This is a genomic window from Dolichospermum sp. DET69, from assembly GCA_017355425.1.
Lineage (GTDB): Bacteria > Cyanobacteriota > Cyanobacteriia > Cyanobacteriales > Nostocaceae > Dolichospermum.
Genome location: CP070233.1, coordinates 3,465,072 through 3,487,340 on the forward strand (window position 1 = coordinate 3,465,072; position 22,269 = coordinate 3,487,340).

Sequence of the window (22,269 nt, forward strand, 5' to 3'; positions counted from 1 at the left end):
TTAACAATTATTATTATTTACAATTAGGCAGATTATTTTTGTCAGTTTGTAGAGTTATTTTTTGAGTATCAGCAGTGAGAAGAATTTTACCATCTGAAGTAATAATCCAACCTTGTGCTTGTTGAATTTGTTGATGATAATTAATATTTTTTTGAATTACTTTAACTGGAGATAAATTTGCTTGTGTAATTACATCTGAATTATTTTCCCACTCCACAAAAGCGGGAGAATTGCTAATTAACTCATGGGTATCCGCAGGTAAACCACCTTTACCAGCAATGATAAAAGAACTACCACCAGCTATTCTATCATCTTTTATCGCACAAACATCTTTCTTGAGACTTTCTATATCTACTAAACTTGTTGATAAATTAGTTAAACCAGAAGTAGGATCTACTCCTGGAGTGGTAATTTCGACATTGCCACTCACACCAAATTCAGAAGATGCGGTAATATCACTTAATAAAGTTTCCTGGGGACGATATTGTAAACCAAAGATTTGATTAGTGTTGATATTAATATTGCCACCATTACCTTGATAAGCATTAGCGGTAATATTATTATTTTCATTAGATACAGCTACAATAAATGGGGCATTAATATTAATATTTCCGCCATTTCCCCCGGCTTTATCTGTTCCTGCTGTGGCGGTAATATTGCTATTATGACGCATGAATAATAAATCTTTTATTTGTAGAGTAATTTCTCCCCCTTGACTACTAGCAGTAGCAGCATTAATAAAAGCATTATTATCTAAAATCAGAGTACCAGCTTCTATAGAAATATCCCCACCTTGTCTGCTTCCTAGACTATTTACTCCTATGCCTGCACCGTTTCTAATAATGAATATTTCAGGGTCAATATTAATATTTCCACTCTTACCTGTTGACCCTTTCTCAGTATTAGCAAATAGTCCAGTATTTGTGCCATCCAAAGTGATATGATCTTTCACTTCTAGGTTAATATTACCAGCTTGGGCATTTCCAGCAGTGGTACTTAAAAATTGTGCGCCTTTGGTAGCTGTAAAGGTATTTGCTTTCAGGTTAATACTACCACCTTGACCACTGTTAATAGTAGAAGCTGAGATTTTCACACCATCGGTAATATTAAGATTTTTAGTAATAATTTCAATATTGCCAGCATTACCTGTTCCTCCACTTTCAACGGCTAATTTTCCCTGTCCTGTGATGTTAATATTTTCAGGTGATTTGATAATTAAGTCACCACCTTTACCACTGGCGGTAGTGGAAGCGGAAATGGTAGAGTTGGGGAAGAGGGTAATATCTAAATCAGATTGGTTTTGGTAAGGATTGAGTTGTAATGTACCTGCGGGTGCTTGTCCTTGGGTTTCAGCAAAAATGCCCACAACACCTGCTAAGTTCATTTTTGAGGCATTTAAGGTGATGCTACCACCACCTTCTGTATTGGTGGCGGTTTTAGTGACTGTGGCGGTGATACGGGCGGTATCAGATAGGGTTAAGATAGGAGTATTGATGAAGATATCTCCAGCTTTCCCCGCACCACTGCTTTCAACAGATAAGATAGGAGAAGAATTTTGAACACCAATGCCGAGATTAACAGCTTTATCTGAGTTAATAATAATATTTCCACTATTACCTTCACTAGAAGTAAAAGCGAATATTTTTGATCCATTGATAATATTAATAAAATCAGCATTTAGAGTAACTCCACCTGCTTTACCTCTTCCTGTAGTAGAGGCAGAAATTTCTGTATTTTGAATGTTAAAGTTATGGGTATTAATATTAATATTTCCTGCATCACCTTTATTTTCAGTTTCAACTGTTAATTTTCCTAGTCCATTAATATTAATCGCCTCTGGCGCGGTAATTTGCAATTCTCCACCTTTACCTGTGTCAGAAGTGGATGCAGAAATAATAGAATTATCAGCTAAGGTTATGTTTAAGATGGATTTATTGATATCAGGTTGTAGGGTAATAGTTCCCGCAGCAACTATACCTTGGGTTTTTGCCAGAATACTGCTGGTATTGGCAAGGTTGAGGTGAGAAGTATTAACTATAATATTTCCACCTTGTTCACCAGTAGCTGTATTTGCAGCGGTAGCAGAAATTAGGGATGCTTCTATCAATTTAAGATTATCTGTAGTAATCGTAATATCTCCAGATTTGCCTGAACTACTAGTTTCTACAGTGAGGCTGCTATTGTTAGCAAGATTGACTAACTGGGGCGCATTGATAATAATATTACCTGCATCACCTTCACCAAAGGTAGTAGCAGAAAGGTAAGAGTTATTAAGGATTTCCAGAGATTTGGTAGTAACAGAAATACCTCCGGCATTTCCTTTGGCTGATGATGTTACTTGACTGGCTGCATAAGTGTTATTATCTAGTGTTGCTCTATCATTAGCAGTAATTGTGATCGCCCCTGCATTACCTGTTCCCAAGGTACTAGCATCGAGAAGACCACTATTAGTTAGCTCAAAGATACCAGCATTAATTTCTATGCCTCCAGAATTACCTTCAGAACCGCCAAAAACTTGACTGAAGGCTGAACTTCGAGAACCAAATAATTCAGATTTCCCATCAAAAACGACTTTATTAGTAGCAGTAATTTTAATTTTACCTGCATCTCCTTTTCCCAAGGTAGTAGCACTTATTTGTGCGCCATTTGTTAATGCCACATTTGCACCACTAAGCTCAAATCCCCCTGAATTACCTACTGCGCCCTTTTCTACTTGACTAAAGGCTGAACTAAGAAAAGCATCTTTAGATTCACCATCAAACAGGATTTGATCACGAGCAGTAATTTTAATTTTACCTGCATCTCCTTTTCCAAAGGTACTAGCATCGAGAAGACCACTATTAGTTAGCTCAAAGATACCAGCATTAATTTCTATGCCTCCAGAATTACCTTCAGCACCGCCAAAAACTTGACTGAAGGCTGAACTTCGAGAACCAAATAATTTAGATTTCCCATCAAAAACGACTTTATTAGTAGCAGTAATTTTAATTTTACCTGCATCTCCTTTTCCCAAGGTAGTAGCACTTATTTGTGCGCCATTTGTTAATGCCACATTTGCACCACTAAGCTCAAATCCCCCTGAATTACCTACTGCGCCCTTTTCTACTTGACTAAAGGCTGAACTAAGAAAAGCATATTTAGATTCACCATCAAACAGGATTTGATCACGAGCAGTAATTTTAATTTTACCTGCATTTCCTGTTCCTAATGTATTGGCAGTCAATTGTGCGCCATTGCTTACTTTTACGTTTTCTGCATTAATCTCAATTCCTCCAGAGTTTCCTACTGCTCCATCTAACACTTGGCTAGTTAAAAAACTGAGGGAAGCAGAGGGAGATTCACCATCAATCAATACTTGATCACGGACAGTAATTTGGATTTTACCTGCATTTCCTTGAGCTAGAGTAGCCGCACTTAATTGTCCACCATTTGTTACTTCTACACTACCTGCTTTAATTTCAATACCACCAGAATTACCTATTGCTCCCTTTTGTACTTGGCTAAAAACTGCACTGATATTTCCATAGAGAGATTGTCCATCAAATAATACTTTATCATTGGCAGTAATTTGGATTTTACCCGCATCTCCTTTAGCTAGAGTAGTAGCACTTAATTGTCCACCATTTGTTACTTCTACACTACCTGCTTTAATTTCAATACCTCCAGAATTGCCTTCTGCTCCATTTTGAACTTGACTAAATGCAGAACTAAGAAATCCATAAGCAGACATTCCATTGAACTGTACCTTATCATTGGCAGTGATTTGGATTTTGCCGGCATTCCCTCTAGCTAGGGTATTGGCACTCAGTTGTCCACCATTTGTAATATCTACGCTACCTGCTTTAATCTCAATGCCTCCAGAATTACCTACAGCATTTTTTCCTACCATGCTGAATGCAGAACTGATGCAACCATTATCACATCCCCAAAGAGATTGACCATCAAAAACTACTTTATCAGTAGTTATAATGGAAATTTTCCCAGCATTACCTGTACCATAGGTACTGGTGTTCAGTTGTCCACCATTAGTTACTTCAAGGGTTTTAGCATTAATCTTAATATCTCCAGAATTGCCTATTGCTTCTGCTTCTACTAGGTTAAATGCTCCACTGGGGTTCCCTTTACCTGAGATGCCATCAACAACTACCTTATCAGTAGCATTTATTTTAATATCTCCGGCTTGGTTTTCGGGTGTTCCCTGTCCTGTGGCTATTCCAGCTTGTAGCTTACTTCCACCTACAATGTTGACATTACGGGCATTGATAGCGATACTGCCGTTATTTTCACCAAGTACATTAACGACTGATTGATTGCTTAAATATACGTCGGCTCGTTCAACATGATCAGGAAAAGTTAGAGATGTGAGCTTTTGTAGTCCTTCTGAGGTTTGGATATTGAGATTTACTATACCTTCACCTGTTAGTCCACCTAATTCAATCCTACCTCCAGATGTTTGTAGAGTACCACCATCTAGGGTAATGTTACCTCCTACTAATGCTAGGGTATTGCCAGGATTGACTTGAAGATTAAAAGAATTGTTAGCTATGTTTGCGGGATTGTTTCCCAATCCTAAACCTATGGGTGCAGTGATGGTTAATAATGGTGGTGCTTGGGGGTTTGTGGTGCTGAATTTTAAGCCATTTTCAAATAGGATGTTATGGGCGGTTGTTGCCAAAAATGAACCACCTAAATCTAAATGGGCATTTTGTCCAAAGATAATGCCATTGGGATTCATCAGGAAGAGGTTAGCATTACCTAAGACACCGAGAGTTCCGAAAATATTAGAAGCGTTACTTCCTGTGACTCTGGTTAAGATATTTTGTATTCCTGTAGGATTGGTAAAATATGCTGCTTGTCCTGCTCCAATATTGAATTGTGTAAAACTGTGGAAGAGATTGACTCCGCGAGTTGCTCCCCCGTTAATTTGGTCACTGGAAATGCCTTTAATTATCTGATTAGGAGTAATGACGGAACTTTCTGTGCCTAGAGTATTATCTGGAGTTATTTGTGCTTGTGCTGAGTTGAAGAAAGTCAAACTAAACCAGGTCAAGCTGCTTGTTAAAAGTCCAGTGAATAAATAAGTTAATCTTAATTTATTAATGTTATTTAATTTGGTATTTATAAATCTCTTACACAATTGTTCAGGTTTATTAATTATCATCTATAAAATCTCCGAAAATAATCAAATTAATTAAATGTGGATATTGATCAAAGTTATTCCATCCTTGAGTTGGTAAAAACTCATAGGTAGCTGCCATTGTTGCCCCAAAAGTACCATTAGTTTGACCAAGAGCAGTATAGACAGCATCTGTGCTGAAACCGACAATATCAGCACAGCAATACCGAGGCGATCGCACTTAAATTATTAGCATTTGCCGTAATAAACTCTTGTGATAGATAAATCTTATCTGTAGCGATCGCAAAAGCCCCATTTGCACCATTAATTTCAGATGCACGACGAATTTCAATGGGAGGAAATTCAGAAAAATTACGTTTAGACCAGGCAGTTTTGAAAGCACTGACATTAGCACCATCACCAAAGGCGATCGCTATTTTATTGTTAAACAGAGGATCATCACTAAATTGATCTAGTAAATCAAAAACTAGACGTAGTGATTTATCCACAATTTTTTGGATTGATTTTTGAGAATTGATAAGATTGCTAAACATTACAACACCTCTAGTATTTTTTTTAGGAAAGAACCCAAATAGTTGCATCATCATCAATGTTATTGTCACGAAGTTTTCACCATGATGAGCAGAAGAAGATAATGCCCCTGATTGGACAGAAAGTAAATTACTACTTCTAGCAGCACGACCATTAATGATGTCTTCAAGTGCGATATGATTGATAGTATCACTTTCCGAACTTAATGTACTATTAGGAATGATTTTTGCAATAACGCTTTGACTTATATCTACTATTACTCCCAGTGATAAGGTAGTAAATCCTAAGAGATAAGATAATAGTTGTTGTTGAGGTTGCATCGCTTCAGAAACTTTAATTTCCTAAATATACGTATAATTACTGAAAATTTTCCGTCTTTTAGCAAAAAAATCTAGTATTGAGCAGGAAAGTTGCGTAAACACACGGAAACAGCAAGTTGCTAAAAACCTGTAAATAACCTATTCATTACGTATTGGTTAAATTTATATTTCGTTACCTATACTCAAAATTGCTGACTTCTTTGATTGTAAGCCAACCAAGATTTCCCCGCCGGATTATCAGTATCTCTCGATATCCAGGTACTGCTAGAACCATTTCCCCGATACAAAGCAGCTATAAAGAAAGTTCCGCTTACCATTGTGGGTGTGATGGGTAAATTCACAAACCCACTACTTCCAGTTAAATTAGTGGCTAATTCCAGGATTTTTTCATTACTATCAGGGGCATTATTCCCGTTTAAATCTTTATAAAGATAGTTAGTTGTGCCATAAAAACTGGCCTGCTTTTTTATAAATTCGGTCTATAACTCAAACATATAGGTTTCCCACCCATAAAACTATTGTCATAATTACCGTTTTTTTGAAGATGGCTTTTCAGTAAAAACCCTACTATCTATAGATCTATCAGCCATATCTCTATGTAAAATTATGCCTAATATCTTCGTATTACTGAGATTTATGCAGATTCACCAGCAAGCAAATTGAGGAGATTAGTTGAGTGAAGCGGACTGAGTTTTTTTTCAAAATCAAATATTGCTATATTTAGTGTAAAAATATTTCTACTGAAAGAAGCTGCAAAAGAAAAATTATGACTATGTCTCCTAACCTCAAACGTGCATTCGCTCATCCTGTGCTTAAGGTAATTAGCGGTTTGAATAACTTTAATGCTGCTAATGTGGCTGCGATTGTCAAAGCGGCTGATTTAGGTGGTGCTACTTTTGTGGATATTGCTGCTGATGTGGATTTGGTGAAATTGGCGAAAAGCTTGACCAATTTACCTATTTGTGTATCTGCGGTTGAACCAGAAAAGTTTGTAACTGCTGTGGCTGCTGGTGCTGATTTAATTGAAATTGGTAATTTCGATTCTTTTTATGCCCAAGGACGCAGATTTGAAGCGGCGGAAGTTTTGGAACTAACTCGCCAAACCCGCGCTTTGTTGCCAGAAATTACCCTGTCTGTGACTGTTCCCCATATTCTTACCTTAGACCAACAGGTACAACTGGCTGAAGATTTGGTGAAAGCTGGCGCTGATATTATTCAAACTGAAGGTGGTACTAGCAGTAATCCTATTCACCCCGGTACTTTGGGTTTAATTGAAAAAGCTGCTCCAACTTTAGCCGCAGCTTATGAAATTGCCCGTGCGGTCTCTGTGCCTGTACTGTGTGCTTCTGGTATGTCTAATGTGACTGCACCAATGGCGATCGCATCTGGTGCGGCTGGTATTGGTGTCGGTTCAGCTATTAACCAACTCAATAGTGAAATCGCCATGATTGCTGCTGTGCGTAGTTTAGTGGAAGCTTTAGCTACTGCGAATACTGTGGTATATAGTAAGTAGATTAACTCCGGCGATTAGAAATCGCGGCTACACAAACAAAGTCTGCCTCCGCAGACTAATGAATAACTAAGACTTTGAAACCCACGCAGGTGGGTTTTGCCTGTGTAGACGCGGTTTCCAACCGCCAAGGTTTTAAGACAAACAATTTTTTAAGGCATCAATGACTTTATCTTGTTGTTCTTGCTCTAATTCAGGGAACATGGGTAAAGATAAAACTTCATGACAAGCTTGCTCTGCTACTGGGAATTCTCCTGATTGATAACCTGAATTTTTATACACTGGCTGCAAATGTAAAGGTAAGGGATAGTAAATCATGGAATTAACACCCTGTTCCTGCATTTGATTTTTTACCCAATCTCGATATTTACCACTTGCACCATTACGTCTTTCTCCAGACACCCGAATAGTATATTGATTCCAGACACCAATTCCTCCGGGAAATTCTTGAGGAGCAACAATACCAGAAAGTGAACTGAGATGTTGGTAATAATAATCAGCGATTTGCTTGCGTCTGTTGTTCCAAAAATCGAGATAGCGCAGTTTAATTTGTAAAATTACCGCTTGAATGGCATCTAACCGACTATTGATACCAATTTCTTCATGAATATATCTTACTTTACTCCCATGTTCCCGTAAAACTCGTAATTGAGTAGCGATCTCTGGATCATTTGTGGTCATTGCTCCACCATCACCACAACCACCGAGATTTTTGGTAGGGTAGAAACTAAAGCAACCAATATGCCCAATACTACCAACTTTTTTATCCTCCCAACTGGCACCAGTAGCTTGAGCGCAATCTTCAATTACTGCTAAATTATGAGATCTGGCAATTTCCATTAATCCTGTCATCTCCACAGGGATGCCAAACAGATGTACTGGCATAATCGCTTTAGTTTTTGATGTAATTGCTGCTGCTACTTTTTCTACATCTAAATTAAATGTAGTGGCATCAATATCTACAAATACTGGAATTGCCCCGACAGCACTAATAACTTCTGTCGTCGCAAAAAAAGTAAATGGTGTGGTAATAACCTCATCACCTGCACCAATTCCTAAAGCGCGTAATGCTAAAAATAGGGCATCAGTGCCTGAGTTACAAGCTACACATTCACTTACGCCATGATAAGCTGCAAACTGTTGTTCAAAATCTGTAACTGCTGGACCACCAATATAACGCCCAGAAGCCAGAACATCTAAAACAGCGGTACTTACCTCAGCCTGAATGGTGGCATATTGTTCTTTAATATCAAAGGCTGGAATCGAATTTACACTTTTAACCATGAGTTTTTATTTTATTTGTCAGTTGTCAGTTGTCAGTTGTCAGTTGTCAGGATAAAGAAGGAAGAATTAAAAATATTTCCCTGTTCCCTATTCCCTGTAATACGTAAAGTTTTTAATCGTTAAGAGGTAGACAAACTATGCCAGAGCTAATCAAATTGGATATGGTAGATTTGGCTTTCGCTATTGGCTTAATGGCTATTGCCATTGGTTTATCGGCTTGGGAGCAATTAGGACTAGAATTAAATTTAAGCGTAGCTACTGGTAGGACTATCCTCCAACTGCTGGTATTAGGATATATTTTTGACTTCATTTTTGCTGTTAATAATATTTTGGCAGTAGTGGGGATTCTAGCAATAATTCTGACAATTACCGCAATTATTACTCGCAATCGGATCAGTCAAAAAATTCCCCACGTTTTACCCTTAGTCTGGGTAGCAATTTTTCTCAGTACGTCCTTAACGTTGCTTTATACTAATTTTTTAATTATTCAACCAGATAGATGGTATGAACCGCGTTATATCATTCCTTTAGCTGGTATATTGCTGGGTAATGCGATGAATGCGGCAGCAGTAGCCGGAGAACGTCTGGTTACTAGTATCAACCAATTTCCCACGGAAATAGAAACCCATTTAAGTTTAGGCGCGACGGTGGAACAGGCTATCAAATCTTACCGCAAAGAAGCAATTCGCGCCGCATTGATGCCCACTTTGAACCAAATGATCTTAATTGGTATGGTAACAATACCAACCTTCACCAATGGACAGTTATTAGCTGGTGTCACACCTCTAGAGGCTGTATCCTACGAGATTTTAATTATTTTTATGGTGGCTGTCACCAACTTGTTAACAACCATTTTAATTACTAAAGGCTTATGTCGGCAGTTTTTTAATTCAGCCATGCAGTTGGTTAGGTAATAAGTAATTGTCTGAATCAGGATGTCCACCGATTAAAGGATGAACAGGATAAATACAGGGATTTTATCACTAGATTGTAGGTTGGGTTGAGGTAACGAAACCCAACACCTATATCAAGTTTTTATAAAATAAGGTATAATTAATTCAGTTTGATGATAAAATCTCACATCATGAATAACCCAGTATTAGAGAGAATAACAATTAACCATGATATTTGTCATGGTAAACCCTGTATTCGCGGATTACGCTATCCTGTGGAAATGATCTTGGAACTTTTGAGTTCGGGAATGACTATTGATGATATTTTAGAAGATTATGATGATTTAGAATATGAAGATATTTTAGCAGTTCTTACCTTTGCTACTCGACTCACTCAAGTTAAAAGTATTCTGTAATTAGTTTCATGAAATTCTTAATTGATGCTCAATTACCAATGAGAATTGCCAATTTATTGAAAAACTTAGGTTATGATGTTATACATACCAAAAATCTTTCTTTACAAAATGCAACTCCAGATTCAGAAATTAACAAATTATCAATTCTAGAACAGAGAATTGTTATTAACGTAAGTTGCTAATTAGAGAAACTGTCTGAATCAGGATGTCCAGGATTTAAGGATTAACAGGATTAAAACTGGGATTTTATTACCAATTACCAATTACCAATTACCAGCCTCAACTAGATAACTAGCAAATTGGGTGATTAATATCCTAATACTTTTTAAATAAAGTAAATTACCTTCATATAAATTGATTAATTTTAACCAGCAATTAATAAATCATTATAACCGGAGTACCAATATTTGCTAACTGCGCCCGAATTTCACCTGCATTTAAAGCTGAAATATCATCTAAAGGTAAAGAAATAAATACTTCTAAAAATCGCTTTACTTTTGCCCAAACTTGATCAGGATTATCACTTCTCATTGCTCCATAAAATAACTCTAACTTGACAACTGAACAAACAGCAATATCTTCTAAATCAATATTTTCTAATTTTCGGCGAATAATCAAATCTTCATTAAGATATTTAATACATACATTTGTATCTAACAAATATTTCATGATAATTTAAACTCTTCTAAATCATCAAAAACACCTTCTGAATCTATAGTTAAAGGAGTATCTTTTAAAGATTCTGATGTTTCTTCAAAAAAATTAGCAGGCCAACCTTTTCCTTTTGGTTTATTTTCCTGTTGAAAATCATCACTAGGTTTTAAAATAATAGTAATAGTTAAATCAGCATTAACCATATTTACAGGAATATCTAAATGTAATATTCCATCTTGACCAACATGAGAATTTAAAGTTATTGTTTCCATAACATTTAATTACATGGAGTGATTTTTACTAAGATATATCTAATTGTACATCAGATATTTAAAATTGCGAAATTGAACATACTAGTTATAGATGATATCGAAAGAAACTGTTCTAAACCTGACAATCTGACTCATTCAAGTTATCATTTAAGCAGAAAAAGCAAAAACATCAATCTCAATTTTTCTCTGAGATTTTTGATTACTATTCAACATTAAACGAATATTTTCAGCAGTTTCACTACTAAAGGTTATTTCTCCACAACGAGAACAAACCTTAGCTGGAATACCCTCAACTAAAATTAGTTTACCTTCGACTTCAAAAGTTTCATTAACTAATTCTTCAGGAAATTTATCTGAACCGCAATTATGACAGCTTAACATTATAACCTCTTTTGAGAATAATTGATCCATTCTGTTTGATTAGGCTCATATAAAGTAATAATAGTTAACATATCAGATTCTCGTCTTGATACCTGTAAATGTAAAGGACAATTTTTATCTTATTTGATAATTTTTGATAATTTTCGCTAAACTAAACAAAAATAGTTGTACAATTATAATAGTATTATTATTATAATAAAAAAAATATGCAACAACTAATCATTCAAATTGCTGATAAAGAAAAAGCACGAATGCTATTAAAACTTATTTCTGCTTTAGATTTTGTTAACTCTGTAGAAGTAATAGAAGATAACACAAATATATCTAATGATGAGCAAGATTTTTTTTCCTTGGCAGGAATCTGGGAAAATAGAAATATTACTACTGAGTCCATTCGTCAAGAAGCATGGAGACAAGAAATGAAATGATTTTATGTGATACAAATATTCTCATAAAATTTTATAAAATTCATATTACCATTAAACCTACTTTTAATCCTAAAGACTCTAGCAATATTCGTAAAAGATTAAATTCAATTTCACCTGTTTCTTGAAGTTTTTCTACAAATTTCATGAGAATTTTTTGAACATCTTTAGACAATAAATTTACCCCTCCTCTTGCTTCAATTACATTAAAGAAGGCTTTTTTAATCATCATTGGATTACCTTCTTCTAGCACAACTTCAAGATAAACTGCTGCTTCAGAAGGATCTTTTAAAGATTCAATTAATTCAGTATGATAACTAATACTTTTAGGCATTGTCTTGACTCCTGTAATCTTGCCAATAATCTTGAGCTTGACGAATATCTTTATTTTGTCTGCTTTTATCACCACCCCATAGCAATAAAATGATCACATCACTCTCTTGTCCAAAATAAATTCGATAACCAGGACCATAATCAATACGCAGTTCATATACTCCTTCACCAACAAACTTACAATCTCCTAAATTTCCCTCTTCTACTCGGTCTAATCTTGCTCTAATTTTAGCTCTAGCTCTAGCATCTTTCAAGGAATTTCGCCATTCTAAGAAAGGAGTAGTTCCTTCTAAAGTTGTGTAAATCCTAATTTCTTTAGGGGTTTTAAACTGTTCGGCAATTTCTACCCATAACTAGCCATATTTTACGGAACGTCCATATAATTAACTTAGTCAAGCAACGGAGTTAATTATATGGAAAACCAAGAAGTGACTATTTCAATAGGTGATGCGGCTAAAGAGCTTGGTGTATCAGTAAAAACTGTTCGTAGATGGGCTGATGCTGGTAAATTGCAATTTGAACGCAGTCCATCAGGGCATAGAAGATTTTTTCTTACAGATATTAAACGAATTACACCGCGAGATTTTAATCAGTTAGAAAACCGCATAACTATCAATTATGCCCGCGTTTCTAGCCATGACCAAAAAGAGGATTTATCTAGGCAGATAAAGGTTTTAGAAGCTTTTAGCGGAAGTAATGGTTGGCAGTTTGAGACTATATCTGACTTAGGTAGTGGTTTAAATTACAATAAAAAAGGTCTTCAAAAACTACTGAAACGGATTATGCAAGGTGATGTAGGTAGATTAGTCCTGACTCATAAGGATAGACTTCTCAGGTTTGGTTCTGAGATTGTATTTGCAATGTGCGAAGAATTTGAAACTGAAGTTGTCATTATCAATAAATCAATCGAAGAAACCACTTTTGAACAAGAATTAGTAACAGACATGATTGAACTCATTACTGTTTTTTCAGCAAGACTGTATGGTTCGCGAAGTCACAAGAACAAAAAACTACTGGACAACGTGTCCAAAGTTGTCCAAGAATCTATCCAAAAAAGTTGACAGTGGGTAGATGTGGGTATATACTAGAGAAGTATCAATAAACATTGTCAGGTCGAAAACAATGCTTCTGTGTTTCAAAACTGCGTTAATTCCAAATAACGGACAGGTTACAGCTTTTCGTAAAGCATCTGGAGTAGCTAGACACGCCTATAACTGGGCAAATGCTCAAATCAAGGATATTTTAGCTGTTCAAAAAGAAGGCGAAAAACTTAAATTACCCTCAGCAATAGACTTGCATAAGCGATTAATTGCTGAGGTAAAATCTGAGCATATTTGGTATTACGAAGTTAATAAAAATGTTCCTCAGAAGGCGTTAGCTGATTTACGCCAGGCTTGGGATAGGTGTTTTTCCAAAACATCAAAACAACCACGATTCAAGAAAAAAGGACAACACGATTCTTTCTATTTAGAATCAGGAACTAAGGCGAAACCAGCGATTAAAAATGATGGTAAAAGAATTAAATTACCGTCAATTGGCTGGGTACGTTTAGCAGAACCTTTACCGATTACAGTAACTCATAATTGCGTGATTTCTAGACAGGCTGATAAATGGTTTATTTCTGTTAAATACGAAGTTGAAAAACCTCCTATACTTGCAGACAGACCGACCATTGGCGTTGACATCGGTATCAAAGAATTAGCAGTTTGCAGTAATGGTGAAGTATTCGAGAATCCTAAAGCCTACCGCCGCATGAGTAAACGCATGAAACGTTTACAGCGTAGTGTGAGCAGGAAAATTAAAGGCTCTAATAACCGTAAAAAAGCTGTGAGAAAATTAGCTAAATTACACGCCAAAGTTTCTAATATTCGCAAGGACTCTATTCACAAATTAACCTACTATCTAGCTAAAAACCACAGCATAATTAAGATAGAGGATTTGCACGTTAAGGCATTTTTGAAGAACCACAAATTAGCAGGTGCAATTGCAGATTGTGGGATGTATGAATTTAAAAGGCAATTAGAGTACAAAACTGAGAAGTTTGGCAGTGAATTAATCCTTGTAGATAGATTCTTTCCTAGTTCGCAAATATGCTCTAACTGCGGTAATCATCGTCATAAAATGCCATTAAAAAGCCGCGTTTATGTTTGTCCTGATTGTGGACATACAGAGGATCGTGACCTCAACGCAGCTAAGAATATTGACCGATGGTTTGTGGATATTTTTATCCCTGTAGCGTAGCGGTTCTTTTTAGGAACTACGGTCAGAAACGGTAAGTTCTACCGAGATTGTCTGTGGAGCGGGCAAACCTCTTAGAAGTCATTCTAAGACCGCGATGAAGCAGGAAATAAACACTAAGATTATCGCTGTCCAGATGTGTCTAGACTTTGGTAATTTTGGGTAAGTTTTATAGAACGGTTGCCTCCATCATATCTATATGCAAAAAAGAGTTTAGAGAACGAAAGCCAACAATTTTATCAAATTTTAAGGAAACGATGATTAACGTACTTACCTGAGCAAAATTTATTGAATACTTTGGAAATAAAAATCCCTTTACCCTGTCCCTAAAAACTATTGGCAAATTTCCCGTAATGTGTTTGTAAAGTTGGGATAAGAAATAGCTGCGGCTTCAGCGCGATAAATGGTAGTTGTACCAGTAGAATTAAGGGCGGCGATCGCTAAACTCATGGCAATGCGATGATCTGTATGGCTATCTACTTCCGCACCGACTAGGGGAGTACCACCGATAATTTCCATCCCGTCAGGTAATTCGGTGATTTTTGCCCCCATTTTATTGAGTTGTTGCGCCATCACGGTAATGCGATCGCTCTCTTTGACTCTTAACTCTTCCGCATCCCGAATAATTGTTGTCCCTTGGGCAAAAGCCGCCGCAACTGCCAAAATGGGAATTTCATCAATTAATCTGGGAATAATATCACCGGCAATGGTACAGCTTTTTAAACCACCGGAACGGACACGAATATCAGCCACAGGTTCTCCCGCAACTTCCCGCTGATTTTCTAGTTGAATATTTGCCCCCATCATTGCCAAAGCTTCTAAAATTCCGGTGCGGGTAGGATTAACACCGACATTTTCCACTACCAAATCTGAACCAGGAACGATCGCCCCTGCGACTAACCAAAAAGCGGCTGAACTGATATCACCAGGGACAATTACAGTTTGTCCGTAGAGTTTCGCCCCACCAGTAATAGTTACACTATTCGTATCTGTATCTATACTTAATTCCGCCCCATAAGCCCTTAACATTCGTTCACTATGATCCCGTGATAAAGCGGGTTCGGTGACGGTAGTTTTGCCTGCGGTGTTTAAACCGGCAAGAAGGATACAGGATTTAACTTGAGCCGAAGCGATAGGAGAATGATAATGAATAGCTTGCAGGGCTTGTCCTTGAATAGCTAGAGGTGCTAAAGTATTACCTTTGCGTCCCCAAATTTGCGCTCCCATTTGTTGCAAAGGTTTGACAACACGGGACATAGGACGCGATCGCAAAGAACTATCCCCAGTCACCGTGAAAAACCGCCCTGGATGGGATGCTAACAACCCCAACATCAACCTCATCGTTGTGCCAGAATTACCAGCGTCTAAGACATCTATAGGTTCTTGGAAATTGCCCAAACCGATGCCTTTGACCTTGACCAATTCTGTATTTAATTCCGAAATTTCCGCACCTAACGCCCGAAAACAAGCCGCGGTGCTGCGGGGATCTTCGCCTAAAAGTAGTCCTTGAATCTGAGTTTCACCTTCAGCGATCGCACCCAACATCAAAGCACGATGGGAAATAGATTTATCTCCAGGGACTCGGATACATCCCTGTAAAGACAATCCAGCAAGAGGGCGCTGAATAATTAAGTGATCAGAAGAGTTTGCTTGAGTTTGTAAAGTAATAACAACAGACGGCATTAGGATATAATAGCTTTTGAATAAATATAGAAGCTAAACAAAACAGCGATTCGATTGATTGTCACTATTAACTTCCAATTTAGTATCTTAACGCTTTTTGGTAACTATACTATTTTTTGAGGTAGAGAACAGGTGACAGGTAATACCATATTGAATTGTCTAGCACGTAGGGTGTGTTAGCGTCAGCGTAACGCACCCTACAAATACTATTGCCATATCATATCAAATTGTCCAAATTAAAATTAGCACTTTAGCAAATTGCTGAAATTTTATTTTTCATTTTTAATCCCTGATACTGTCATGCTAACTCACCACCGCAAACCTATAAGTTTATCAATGATTTCCACTGACTTACCAATTTGGTCTGTGGTTAATACTGCCGGAACTTTGATCCAAAAAGATGTAGATAAATTTCATTTACTATTAACTGCACCACCTCTAATTAGTTGTGAAGTCGGAAGTTATTTAAATCCAGAAGAGACAATTTCCCCAACTAACAACAATTTTGCTCCTCCTAGCAGTCCCAGAATTTTATGGTTGGAAATTTCACCTCGTCGGGTAATTATGACAATGCAAGGTAGTGACCAAGTTAGTTACCGTCACTTTTGGGAGTTAGGAGTATATGGCATTAGTCGTTTTTGGTTGCCAAATGAATCTTTACAACCTCATCAACCCATCCGGTTGCGTAATTTTACCAAAAGCTTTACTATCAGTGGAAATCCTCTTCCACAGCATTTACGTTTAGAGTATGAACTGTGGACAGGAAAAGTCCAATTAGGACGTTATATTCTCAATTTGGAGATTCAGCATTGACAGTTAACAGTTGACAGTTGACAGTTGACAGTTGACAGTTGACAGTTGACAGTTGTCAGTTGTTAGTTGTCAGTTGTTAGTTGTTAGTTGTTAGTTGTTAGTTGTTAGTTGTCAGTTGTCAGTTGTCAGTTGACTAATAACTAATAACTAATAACTAATAACTAATGACTAATGACTAATGACTAATGACTAATGACTAATGACTAATAACTCGGTTCGTTACCTGGTTTCCATTTGATATTGCAACCAATACTTGGCTTTTGTTCAATTGTCAGAGGTTGATTATTTAGGACTGCGGTAATAGCTGCTCTTAAATCTTTACCTGTTACAGGTTGATGATTGCTAGGACGACTATCATCTAATTGTCCACGATAAACCAGTTTTTGTTCCCTATCAAATAAAAAGAAATCCGGTGTACAAGCTGCTGTATAAGCTTTTGCTATTTCTTGGGTTTCGTCGTAACAGAAAGTAAAATCAAACCCCAATTCTATAACCATTTCTTTTAATGATTCTGGGGCATCGTTGGGGTAATTTTTAGCATCATTAGCACTAATGGCAATAATCCCTAAATCACTGCTGCTGTAATCTTGGTCTAATTTTGCTAATTCTTGTTGAATATGCTTAACAAATGGGCAATGACGGCAAATAAACATGATTAATAATGCTTTCTTGTCGGTAAAATTATCAAGAGAAATTATTTTTCTAGATACTACTTCTGGTAGATGAAAATCTGGAGCTTTAGTGCCTAAAGGCAACATTGTAGAAGCTGTTAAAACCATAATTTATTTAATGTTTTAATTGGGATTTTACCTAATCATAGGATAGTCTATTTTGATATAAATTTAGATACGTAAATTACTTAAACTTTCGGTATACTATGAATCTCGTAGTTAATTTATAATAAAGATATAGAATGATAAGCATACATATAGTATAATTATCCATTGCTAATTGAAAAAGATTTTGATAATGATAACTTGGTGTTCCTTGCTAATGAAACGGTGGGGTAGGATGACGAAGTTCCTATCTTTATTTTGTTTGTGTCTATTATTTATTGTTAGTTGTACTCCTAAACAACAAACAAATACACCTGCTCCCAGTTCTGTAACTACTACTGCGGGTGATGGTCGAATTACTATAGGAACTACAGGAAAACCAAGAACTCTTGATCCTGCTGATGCGTATGAATTATCATCCTTGGGTTTAATATTTAATATGAGCGATCGCTTGTATACTTACGAACCAGGAAGTACAGAAATTAAACCACAATTAGCGACAGAATTACCTAAAGTTAGTGCTGATGGTTTAACCTATACTATTCCTACTCGCAAAGGAGTATTATTTCATGATCAAACTCCCTTCAATGCTAAAGCAATGGAGTTTAGTATTCAGCGTTTTATCGAAAATAAAGGTAAACCATCTTTCTTACTTTCTGATACCGTAGCTTCAGTTAAAGCGACAGGAGAGGATGAATTAACAATTAAACTGAAAAAACCCTTTGCAGCTTTTCCTTCATTGTTAGCATTTTCTGGAGTATGTGCAGTTTCACCAACAGCTTATGAAATTGGGGCTGGAAAATTTAAACCCAATATCTTTGTAGGAACTGGTGCTTATAAATTAGCTAAATATGGAACAGATTCCTTAAGATTTGATGTATTTGATAAATATTGGGGAACAAAGCCCGAAAATAAAGGTGTGAATGTCCAAATTCAAACCAGTCCAGTCAATTTATTTAACGCTTTTAAAACTGGTGCGGTAGATGTGGCTTATCTATCTTTGCAACCAGACCAAATTCGCAGTTTAGAAGCCAGTGCTAAAAAAGGAGATTGGCAAGCAATTACCGCCCAAGGTAGTGTAGTTAGTTACATGGTGTTAAATCGCAATCAAAAACCTTTAGATAAAGTAGAAGTGAGAAGTGCGATCGCATCATTAATTGATCGTAAATTATTAAATGATCGCGTATTGTATTCCCAAGCTGATCCTCTTTACAGCATGATTCCCACAACCTTCAATGTTTCCCAACCATTATTTAAAGATAAATATGGTGATGGTAACTTTGAACTGGCTAAAAAATCCTTAGTTTCGGCTGGTTTTTCCAAAGAAAATCCCGCTAAAGTGCAAATTTGGTATCCCGCAAGTTCACCCACTCGTAGTTTAGCAGCACAAACCCTAAAATCCCTTGCTGATACTAAAATGGATGGGATGTTGCAATTGGAAGTTAAAACCGTAGAAGGTGCTACATTCTTTAAAGAAATTTCCAAGGGTTTATATCCAGCCGCTTTACTTGATTGGTATCCAGACTTTTTAGATCCAGATAACTACGTGCAGCCATTTTTAGCTTGTGAAAAAGGTTCAGTTGCTACAGGTTGCCAAGAAGGAGGCAGTCAAACTCAGGGTTCTTTCTATTATAGTGAAGCTATGAATAAACTCATAGATCAACAACGCAAAGAACAAAATCCCGAAGCCCGGAAAAAAATATTTGCAGACATTCAAGCCCAAGTTTTAACTGATGTTCCTTACATACCTTTATGGCAAAATAAAGATTATGTATTTGCCCAAAAAGGCGTAGCTAATGTTAAACTTGATCCTACCCAAAACCTGATTTACAAAACAATTAAAAAATAGTTATTAGTCAGTAGGGGCGCAGGGCCTGCGCCCAGTCATTAGTCAGTAGGGGCGCAGGGCCTGCGCCCAGTCATTAGTCAGTAGTAAAATATTAACCTTTACCCTGATTCCTCCTTCTTCCTTCTTCGTGACTCGGTGACTCCTTCTTACTTCTTCCTTCTTCCTGACTCCTATTAAAATATGTCCCGTTCAAAAGCATTACAGTATTATATTGTTTCCCGGTTGCTATTTGCGCCATTGCAACTATTAACTATTATCACAATTGTTTTTCTTTTACTCAGAGCCACTCCAGGAGATCCCGCAGATGCAATTCTGGGAGGAAGAGCGCCAGAAAGTGCCAAAGAAGAATTAAGAAAACAGCTTGGTTTAGATTTACCTATTTGGTTACAATATCTCAATTATTTAGGTAATTTACTTCACTTTGACTTAGGAACTTCCTTAACTAGTCGAGGGCAAAATGTAGGCGAAATAATTGGTCAATATTTTCCAGCTACCGTAGAATTAGCATTTGCGAGTATGGCTGTGGCGTTGATTGTCGGCGTTTTAGTCGGGACTATTTCCGCTTCTCGTCCGGGAACTGCTTTTGATATTGGAGGGCGTTTATTCGGGATTATTACCTATGCACTACCGATGTTTTGGGCGGGTATGTTATTACAATTAATTTTTTCAGTTCAATTGGGTTGGTTTCCCAATTCTAATCGTTTTCCTCCCAATCTTCCCGCACCTACAAATATTACTGGTTTATATACAATTGATAGTTTATTAAGTGGTAATTTAAGTCAGTTTTTAATATCTTTACATCATTTAGCTTTACCAAGTTTAACTTTGGGAATTTTGTTAAGTGGCATTTTTGAACGGATTGTCAGAGTTAATTTAAAACAAACATTAAAAGCTGATTATGTAGAAGCCGCTAGAGCAAGGGGAATTTCTGAAAATAAGATTTTGGTTTCCCATGCTTTGAAAAATGCCTTAATTCCGGTAATCACGGTATTAGGATTAACATTTGCTTCCTTGTTAGGTGGAGCGATTTTAACAGAAGTCACATTTTCCTGGCCTGGTTTAGCAAATCGCCTATATCAAGCTATTTCTGACCGTGATTATCCCACAGTACAAGGGGTATTAGTATTTTTTGGGGCAATTGTTGTGACTGCAAGTATTTTAATTGATATTCTCAATGCTTATGTAGATCCGAGAATTAGATATTAAAGCTTAGTAGGTTGGGTTGACGCTCATGTTACCCAATATGATTTTTTTGTCTGAATCAGGATTTACAGGATTTTAAGATTTACAGGATTTTGTATTCATATAAAAACTATTAATCCTGTTCATCCTTTAATCGGTGGGTATCTTGATTCAGACGTAGACATAGTTGAAAACAATTAGATAAGTTTATTGAACATAGATCCCCGACTTCTTCAAGAAGTCGGGGATCTAAACTACCTCTGCACACTACGAGGATCAAGAGCATCTCTTAAACCATCACCTAATACGTTGAATGATAAAACGGTGATAATAATCAGAATTGCTGGTGGGAGAATTAACCAAGGTTGTAAGACCAAAATAGAAGCATTACTAGCTAAAGAAAGCATATTTCCCCAAGAAGGATCTGGTTGTTGAATACCTAAACCAATTAGACTTAATACGGCTTCTGCACCAATAAAACTAGGAATTGTCAAAGTAGCAGAAATAATGATGTAAGTAGCAGTTTGTGGCAAAACATGACGGACAATAATATAAATCGGATTACCACCCATGACCTTGGCTGCTTGCACAAATTCAAGTTCTTTGATTGATAATACCTGTCCACGAATTATTCTAGCTAAACCAGCCCAACTAATTACAGAAGTGATCAAAATAATTAATAAAAATCGTTGGGCGCTAGTTAATTTGGGACTCAAAATACCTGATAGTGCTACTAATAAATAAATACTGGGAAATGTCATCAATACTTCGGCTAAACGCATGATGATGCTATCAATTAAGCCTCCAAAGTAGCCAGAAATTCCACCAATTAGTAATGCCAATGGATAGGTAATGATAATCCCAAAAATGCCAATAAACATACTAATACGACCACCATGCAACAAGCGACTAAATTGATCACGTCCTTGTTCATCTGTTCCCAAAATATTCAATTTTGCATCACCACTAACGCCAAACAAATGCCAATTTAAAGAAATACCAGGAATAATTGTAACTTCTTGCCATTTTGGAGGCAGGGAAATACTCAAATTGAATAATTGATATTTTGGTCCAGCAACAAATAATCTTAGTGGTGAAGGTTTTGTCTGGTCTATAATTATTTTTCTTTCCCCAGTTTCTAAGTTTGTATCACCTTGTGTTGTAGGATATACGTGTGGTCCAATAAACTGCCCTGACTGAGACATCCAATGAATCTGAGTGGGTGGGAGTAGTGAACCATTGGCTTGTGAATCATAAGGATTATAAGGAGCGATAAAATCAGCACCAATTACTGCTAAATAGAAACATAACAGGACAATTGCCCCAGTTCGTGCTAAAGGATTTTTATTGAGTCGTTGCCACCAATTCATAAGACCTCGCGGTAAGTGGGAAACTCAGTGTCTAAAGACACTGAGAGGGAAGCGACACGTGCGGTTTTAACCGCTGTGGATATTAAAATTGAAACCAGATTTTTGATTGGAATCTGGAAACCAACTCCCATTTCTGGGGTGATGTTAGCAACGACTGCGTTATAAGAGCTTGTTAGACTTGCAACACTGTTTCAGTGACCTT

At 36.8% G+C, this 22,269-nt stretch carries 23 protein-coding genes and 1 pseudogene; 11 read left to right on the forward strand and 13 right to left on the reverse strand.

Annotation, left to right across the window (positions count from 1 at the left end; all coding sequences use genetic code 11):
* Positions 1 to 13: 13 nt before the first annotated feature.
* The 4 genes from EZY12_15830 to EZY12_15845 all read right to left on the reverse strand — a co-directional run bounded on the left by EZY12_15830 (position 14) and on the right by EZY12_15845 (position 6,329).
* Positions 14 to 5,161, reverse strand: coding sequence for a filamentous hemagglutinin N-terminal domain-containing protein (locus EZY12_15830; protein QSX66291.1), 5,148 nt, complete (start codon positions 5,159 to 5,161; stop codon positions 14 to 16).
* Positions 5,151 to 5,357: a hypothetical protein gene (locus tag EZY12_15835; protein ID QSX66292.1), complete on the reverse strand. Its 207-nt coding sequence runs from the start codon at positions 5,355 to 5,357 to the stop codon at positions 5,151 to 5,153. Before EZY12_15835 ends, EZY12_15830 begins: the two co-directional genes overlap by 11 nt.
* Positions 5,329 to 5,988: a hypothetical protein gene (locus tag EZY12_15840; protein ID QSX66293.1), complete on the reverse strand. Its 660-nt coding sequence runs from the start codon at positions 5,986 to 5,988 to the stop codon at positions 5,329 to 5,331. The genes EZY12_15835 and EZY12_15840 overlap by 29 nt, the downstream gene beginning before the upstream one ends.
* 182 nt (positions 5,989 to 6,170) lie before the next feature.
* Positions 6,171 to 6,329: a hypothetical protein gene (locus EZY12_15845; GenBank protein QSX66294.1), complete on the reverse strand. Its 159-nt coding sequence runs from the start codon at positions 6,327 to 6,329 to the stop codon at positions 6,171 to 6,173.
* A 425-nt stretch (positions 6,330 to 6,754) separates the two neighbouring features.
* Between EZY12_15845 and EZY12_15850 the strand changes: the two genes are divergently transcribed.
* Entirely contained in the window at positions 6,755 to 7,501 is a 747-nt protein-coding gene (locus tag EZY12_15850) for a DUF561 domain-containing protein (protein ID QSX66295.1), read from the forward strand.
* Positions 7,502 to 7,633: 132 nt separating this feature from the next.
* Here EZY12_15850 and EZY12_15855 read toward each other — a convergent pair whose 3' ends face one another.
* Positions 7,634 to 8,782, reverse strand: a complete 1,149-nt coding sequence (locus EZY12_15855; protein ID QSX66296.1) for a DegT/DnrJ/EryC1/StrS family aminotransferase — start codon at positions 8,780 to 8,782, stop codon at positions 7,634 to 7,636.
* 137 nt (positions 8,783 to 8,919) lie between these two features.
* On the opposite strand from EZY12_15855, the gene fetB reads away from it, so the two are divergent.
* The 3 genes and pseudogenes from fetB to EZY12_15870 all read left to right on the forward strand — a co-directional run bounded on the left by fetB (position 8,920) and on the right by EZY12_15870 (position 10,258).
* Positions 8,920 to 9,696, forward strand: a complete 777-nt coding sequence (gene fetB, locus EZY12_15860) for an iron export ABC transporter permease subunit FetB (protein ID QSX66297.1) — start codon at positions 8,920 to 8,922, stop codon at positions 9,694 to 9,696.
* A 170-nt stretch (positions 9,697 to 9,866) separates the two neighbouring features.
* Positions 9,867 to 10,091, forward strand: a complete 225-nt coding sequence (locus EZY12_15865) for a DUF433 domain-containing protein (protein ID QSX66298.1) — start codon at positions 9,867 to 9,869, stop codon at positions 10,089 to 10,091.
* Positions 10,092 to 10,099: 8 nt separating this feature from the next.
* Positions 10,100 to 10,258 (forward strand): annotated as a pseudogene (locus tag EZY12_15870) (DUF5615 family PIN-like protein).
* Between the two features lie 208 nt (positions 10,259 to 10,466).
* Here EZY12_15870 and EZY12_15875 read toward each other — a convergent pair.
* The 3 genes from EZY12_15875 to EZY12_15885 all read right to left on the reverse strand — a co-directional run bounded on the left by EZY12_15875 (position 10,467) and on the right by EZY12_15885 (position 11,398).
* Complete coding sequence (locus tag EZY12_15875) at positions 10,467 to 10,760, reverse strand: PIN domain-containing protein (protein ID QSX66299.1); 294 nt, start codon at positions 10,758 to 10,760, stop codon at positions 10,467 to 10,469.
* The gene (locus EZY12_15880) at positions 10,757 to 11,017 is read right to left on the reverse strand and encodes a hypothetical protein (protein QSX66300.1); all 261 of its coding nucleotides are present in this window, start codon (positions 11,015 to 11,017) and stop codon (positions 10,757 to 10,759) included. Before EZY12_15880 ends, EZY12_15875 begins: the two co-directional genes overlap by 4 nt.
* A gap of 147 nt (positions 11,018 to 11,164) precedes the next feature.
* A complete protein-coding gene (locus EZY12_15885) occupies positions 11,165 to 11,398 on the reverse strand; it encodes a YgiT-type zinc finger protein (protein QSX66301.1) in 234 nt (77 codons plus the stop codon).
* Positions 11,399 to 11,604: 206 nt separating this feature from the next.
* On the opposite strand from EZY12_15885, the gene EZY12_15890 reads away from it, so the two are divergent.
* Positions 11,605 to 11,826, forward strand: a complete 222-nt coding sequence (locus EZY12_15890; GenBank protein ID QSX66302.1) for a hypothetical protein — start codon at positions 11,605 to 11,607, stop codon at positions 11,824 to 11,826.
* A 40-nt stretch (positions 11,827 to 11,866) separates the two neighbouring features.
* Here the strand turns inward: EZY12_15890 and EZY12_15895 are convergent, their stop codons facing one another.
* Together EZY12_15895 and EZY12_15900 are read right to left on the reverse strand one after the other, a co-directional pair.
* A complete protein-coding gene (locus EZY12_15895) occupies positions 11,867 to 12,157 on the reverse strand; it encodes a hypothetical protein (protein QSX66303.1) in 291 nt (96 codons plus the stop codon).
* Complete coding sequence (locus EZY12_15900; protein QSX70696.1) at positions 12,150 to 12,461, reverse strand: type II toxin-antitoxin system RelE/ParE family toxin; 312 nt, start codon at positions 12,459 to 12,461, stop codon at positions 12,150 to 12,152. The genes EZY12_15895 and EZY12_15900 overlap by 8 nt, the downstream gene beginning before the upstream one ends.
* Before the next feature lie 108 nt (positions 12,462 to 12,569).
* On the opposite strand from EZY12_15900, the gene EZY12_15905 reads away from it, so the two are divergent.
* On the forward strand, positions 12,570 to 13,217 hold the full coding sequence (locus EZY12_15905) for an IS607 family transposase (GenBank protein QSX66304.1): 648 nt from the start codon (positions 12,570 to 12,572) through the stop codon (positions 13,215 to 13,217).
* A gap of 61 nt (positions 13,218 to 13,278) precedes the next feature.
* Complete coding sequence (locus EZY12_15910) at positions 13,279 to 14,397, forward strand: transposase (protein ID QSX66305.1); 1,119 nt, start codon at positions 13,279 to 13,281, stop codon at positions 14,395 to 14,397.
* A gap of 330 nt (positions 14,398 to 14,727) precedes the next feature.
* On the opposite strand, the gene aroA is transcribed toward EZY12_15910, so the two are convergent.
* Entirely contained in the window at positions 14,728 to 16,077 is a 1,350-nt protein-coding gene (gene aroA / locus EZY12_15915) for a 3-phosphoshikimate 1-carboxyvinyltransferase (GenBank protein QSX66306.1), read from the reverse strand.
* Positions 16,078 to 16,377: 300 nt separating this feature from the next.
* On the opposite strand from aroA, the gene EZY12_15920 reads away from it, so the two are divergent.
* The gene (locus EZY12_15920; GenBank protein ID QSX70697.1) at positions 16,378 to 16,890 is read left to right on the forward strand and encodes a hypothetical protein; all 513 of its coding nucleotides are present in this window, start codon (positions 16,378 to 16,380) and stop codon (positions 16,888 to 16,890) included.
* 203 nt (positions 16,891 to 17,093) lie between these two features.
* Here the strand turns inward: EZY12_15920 and EZY12_15925 are convergent, their stop codons facing one another.
* Positions 17,094 to 17,669 (reverse strand): thioredoxin family protein, encoded by a 576-nt coding sequence (locus EZY12_15925; protein QSX66307.1) that lies wholly within the window; start codon positions 17,667 to 17,669, stop codon positions 17,094 to 17,096.
* A gap of 214 nt (positions 17,670 to 17,883) precedes the next feature.
* Between EZY12_15925 and EZY12_15930 the strand changes: the two genes are divergently transcribed.
* Positions 17,884 to 19,515, forward strand: coding sequence for a peptide ABC transporter substrate-binding protein (locus EZY12_15930; protein QSX66308.1), 1,632 nt, complete (start codon positions 17,884 to 17,886; stop codon positions 19,513 to 19,515).
* Between the two features lie 180 nt (positions 19,516 to 19,695).
* The gene (locus EZY12_15935; protein ID QSX66309.1) at positions 19,696 to 20,721 is read left to right on the forward strand and encodes an ABC transporter permease; all 1,026 of its coding nucleotides are present in this window, start codon (positions 19,696 to 19,698) and stop codon (positions 20,719 to 20,721) included.
* A gap of 230 nt (positions 20,722 to 20,951) precedes the next feature.
* Here the strand turns inward: EZY12_15935 and EZY12_15940 are convergent, their stop codons facing one another.
* Positions 20,952 to 22,067, reverse strand: a complete 1,116-nt coding sequence (locus tag EZY12_15940; GenBank protein QSX66310.1) for an ABC transporter permease — start codon at positions 22,065 to 22,067, stop codon at positions 20,952 to 20,954.
* Between the two features lie 27 nt (positions 22,068 to 22,094).
* Between EZY12_15940 and EZY12_15945 the strand changes: the two genes are divergently transcribed.
* Positions 22,095 to 22,232 (forward strand): hypothetical protein, encoded by a 138-nt coding sequence (locus tag EZY12_15945; protein QSX66311.1) that lies wholly within the window; start codon positions 22,095 to 22,097, stop codon positions 22,230 to 22,232.
* Positions 22,233 to 22,269: the final 37 nt, after the last annotated feature.

Bases quoted from the DNA above. Each gene is read 5' to 3' on its own strand.
- EZY12_15850 (QSX66295.1), top strand. From the start codon at position 6,755: ATGACTATGTCTCCTAACCTCAAACGTGCATTCGCTCATCCTGTGCTT.
- EZY12_15895 (QSX66303.1), bottom strand. From the start codon at position 12,157: ATGCCTAAAAGTATTAGTTATCATACTGAATTAATTGAATCTTTAAAA.
- EZY12_15880 (QSX66300.1), bottom strand. From the start codon at position 11,017: ATGGAAACAATAACTTTAAATTCTCATGTTGGTCAAGATGGAATATTA.
- EZY12_15905 (QSX66304.1), top strand. From the start codon at position 12,570: ATGGAAAACCAAGAAGTGACTATTTCAATAGGTGATGCGGCTAAAGAG.
- EZY12_15910 (QSX66305.1), top strand. From the start codon at position 13,279: ATGCTTCTGTGTTTCAAAACTGCGTTAATTCCAAATAACGGACAGGTT.
- EZY12_15890 (QSX66302.1), top strand. From the start codon at position 11,605: ATGCAACAACTAATCATTCAAATTGCTGATAAAGAAAAAGCACGAATG.
- EZY12_15920 (QSX70697.1), top strand. From the start codon at position 16,378: ATGCTAACTCACCACCGCAAACCTATAAGTTTATCAATGATTTCCACT.
- EZY12_15830 (QSX66291.1), bottom strand. From the start codon at position 5,161: ATGATAATTAATAAACCTGAACAATTGTGTAAGAGATTTATAAATACC.
- EZY12_15930 (QSX66308.1), top strand. From the start codon at position 17,884: ATGAAACGGTGGGGTAGGATGACGAAGTTCCTATCTTTATTTTGTTTG.
- EZY12_15885 (QSX66301.1), bottom strand. From the start codon at position 11,398: ATGTTAAGCTGTCATAATTGCGGTTCAGATAAATTTCCTGAAGAATTA.
- EZY12_15865 (QSX66298.1), top strand. From the start codon at position 9,867: ATGAATAACCCAGTATTAGAGAGAATAACAATTAACCATGATATTTGT.
- EZY12_15935 (QSX66309.1), top strand. From the start codon at position 19,696: ATGTCCCGTTCAAAAGCATTACAGTATTATATTGTTTCCCGGTTGCTA.
- EZY12_15940 (QSX66310.1), bottom strand. From the start codon at position 22,067: ATGAATTGGTGGCAACGACTCAATAAAAATCCTTTAGCACGAACTGGG.
- EZY12_15840 (QSX66293.1), bottom strand. From the start codon at position 5,988: ATGCAACCTCAACAACAACTATTATCTTATCTCTTAGGATTTACTACC.
- EZY12_15925 (QSX66307.1), bottom strand. From the start codon at position 17,669: ATGGTTTTAACAGCTTCTACAATGTTGCCTTTAGGCACTAAAGCTCCA.
- EZY12_15875 (QSX66299.1), bottom strand. From the start codon at position 10,760: ATGAAATATTTGTTAGATACAAATGTATGTATTAAATATCTTAATGAA.
- aroA (QSX66306.1), bottom strand. From the start codon at position 16,077: ATGCCGTCTGTTGTTATTACTTTACAAACTCAAGCAAACTCTTCTGAT.
- fetB (QSX66297.1), top strand. From the start codon at position 8,920: ATGCCAGAGCTAATCAAATTGGATATGGTAGATTTGGCTTTCGCTATT.
- EZY12_15855 (QSX66296.1), bottom strand. From the start codon at position 8,782: ATGGTTAAAAGTGTAAATTCGATTCCAGCCTTTGATATTAAAGAACAA.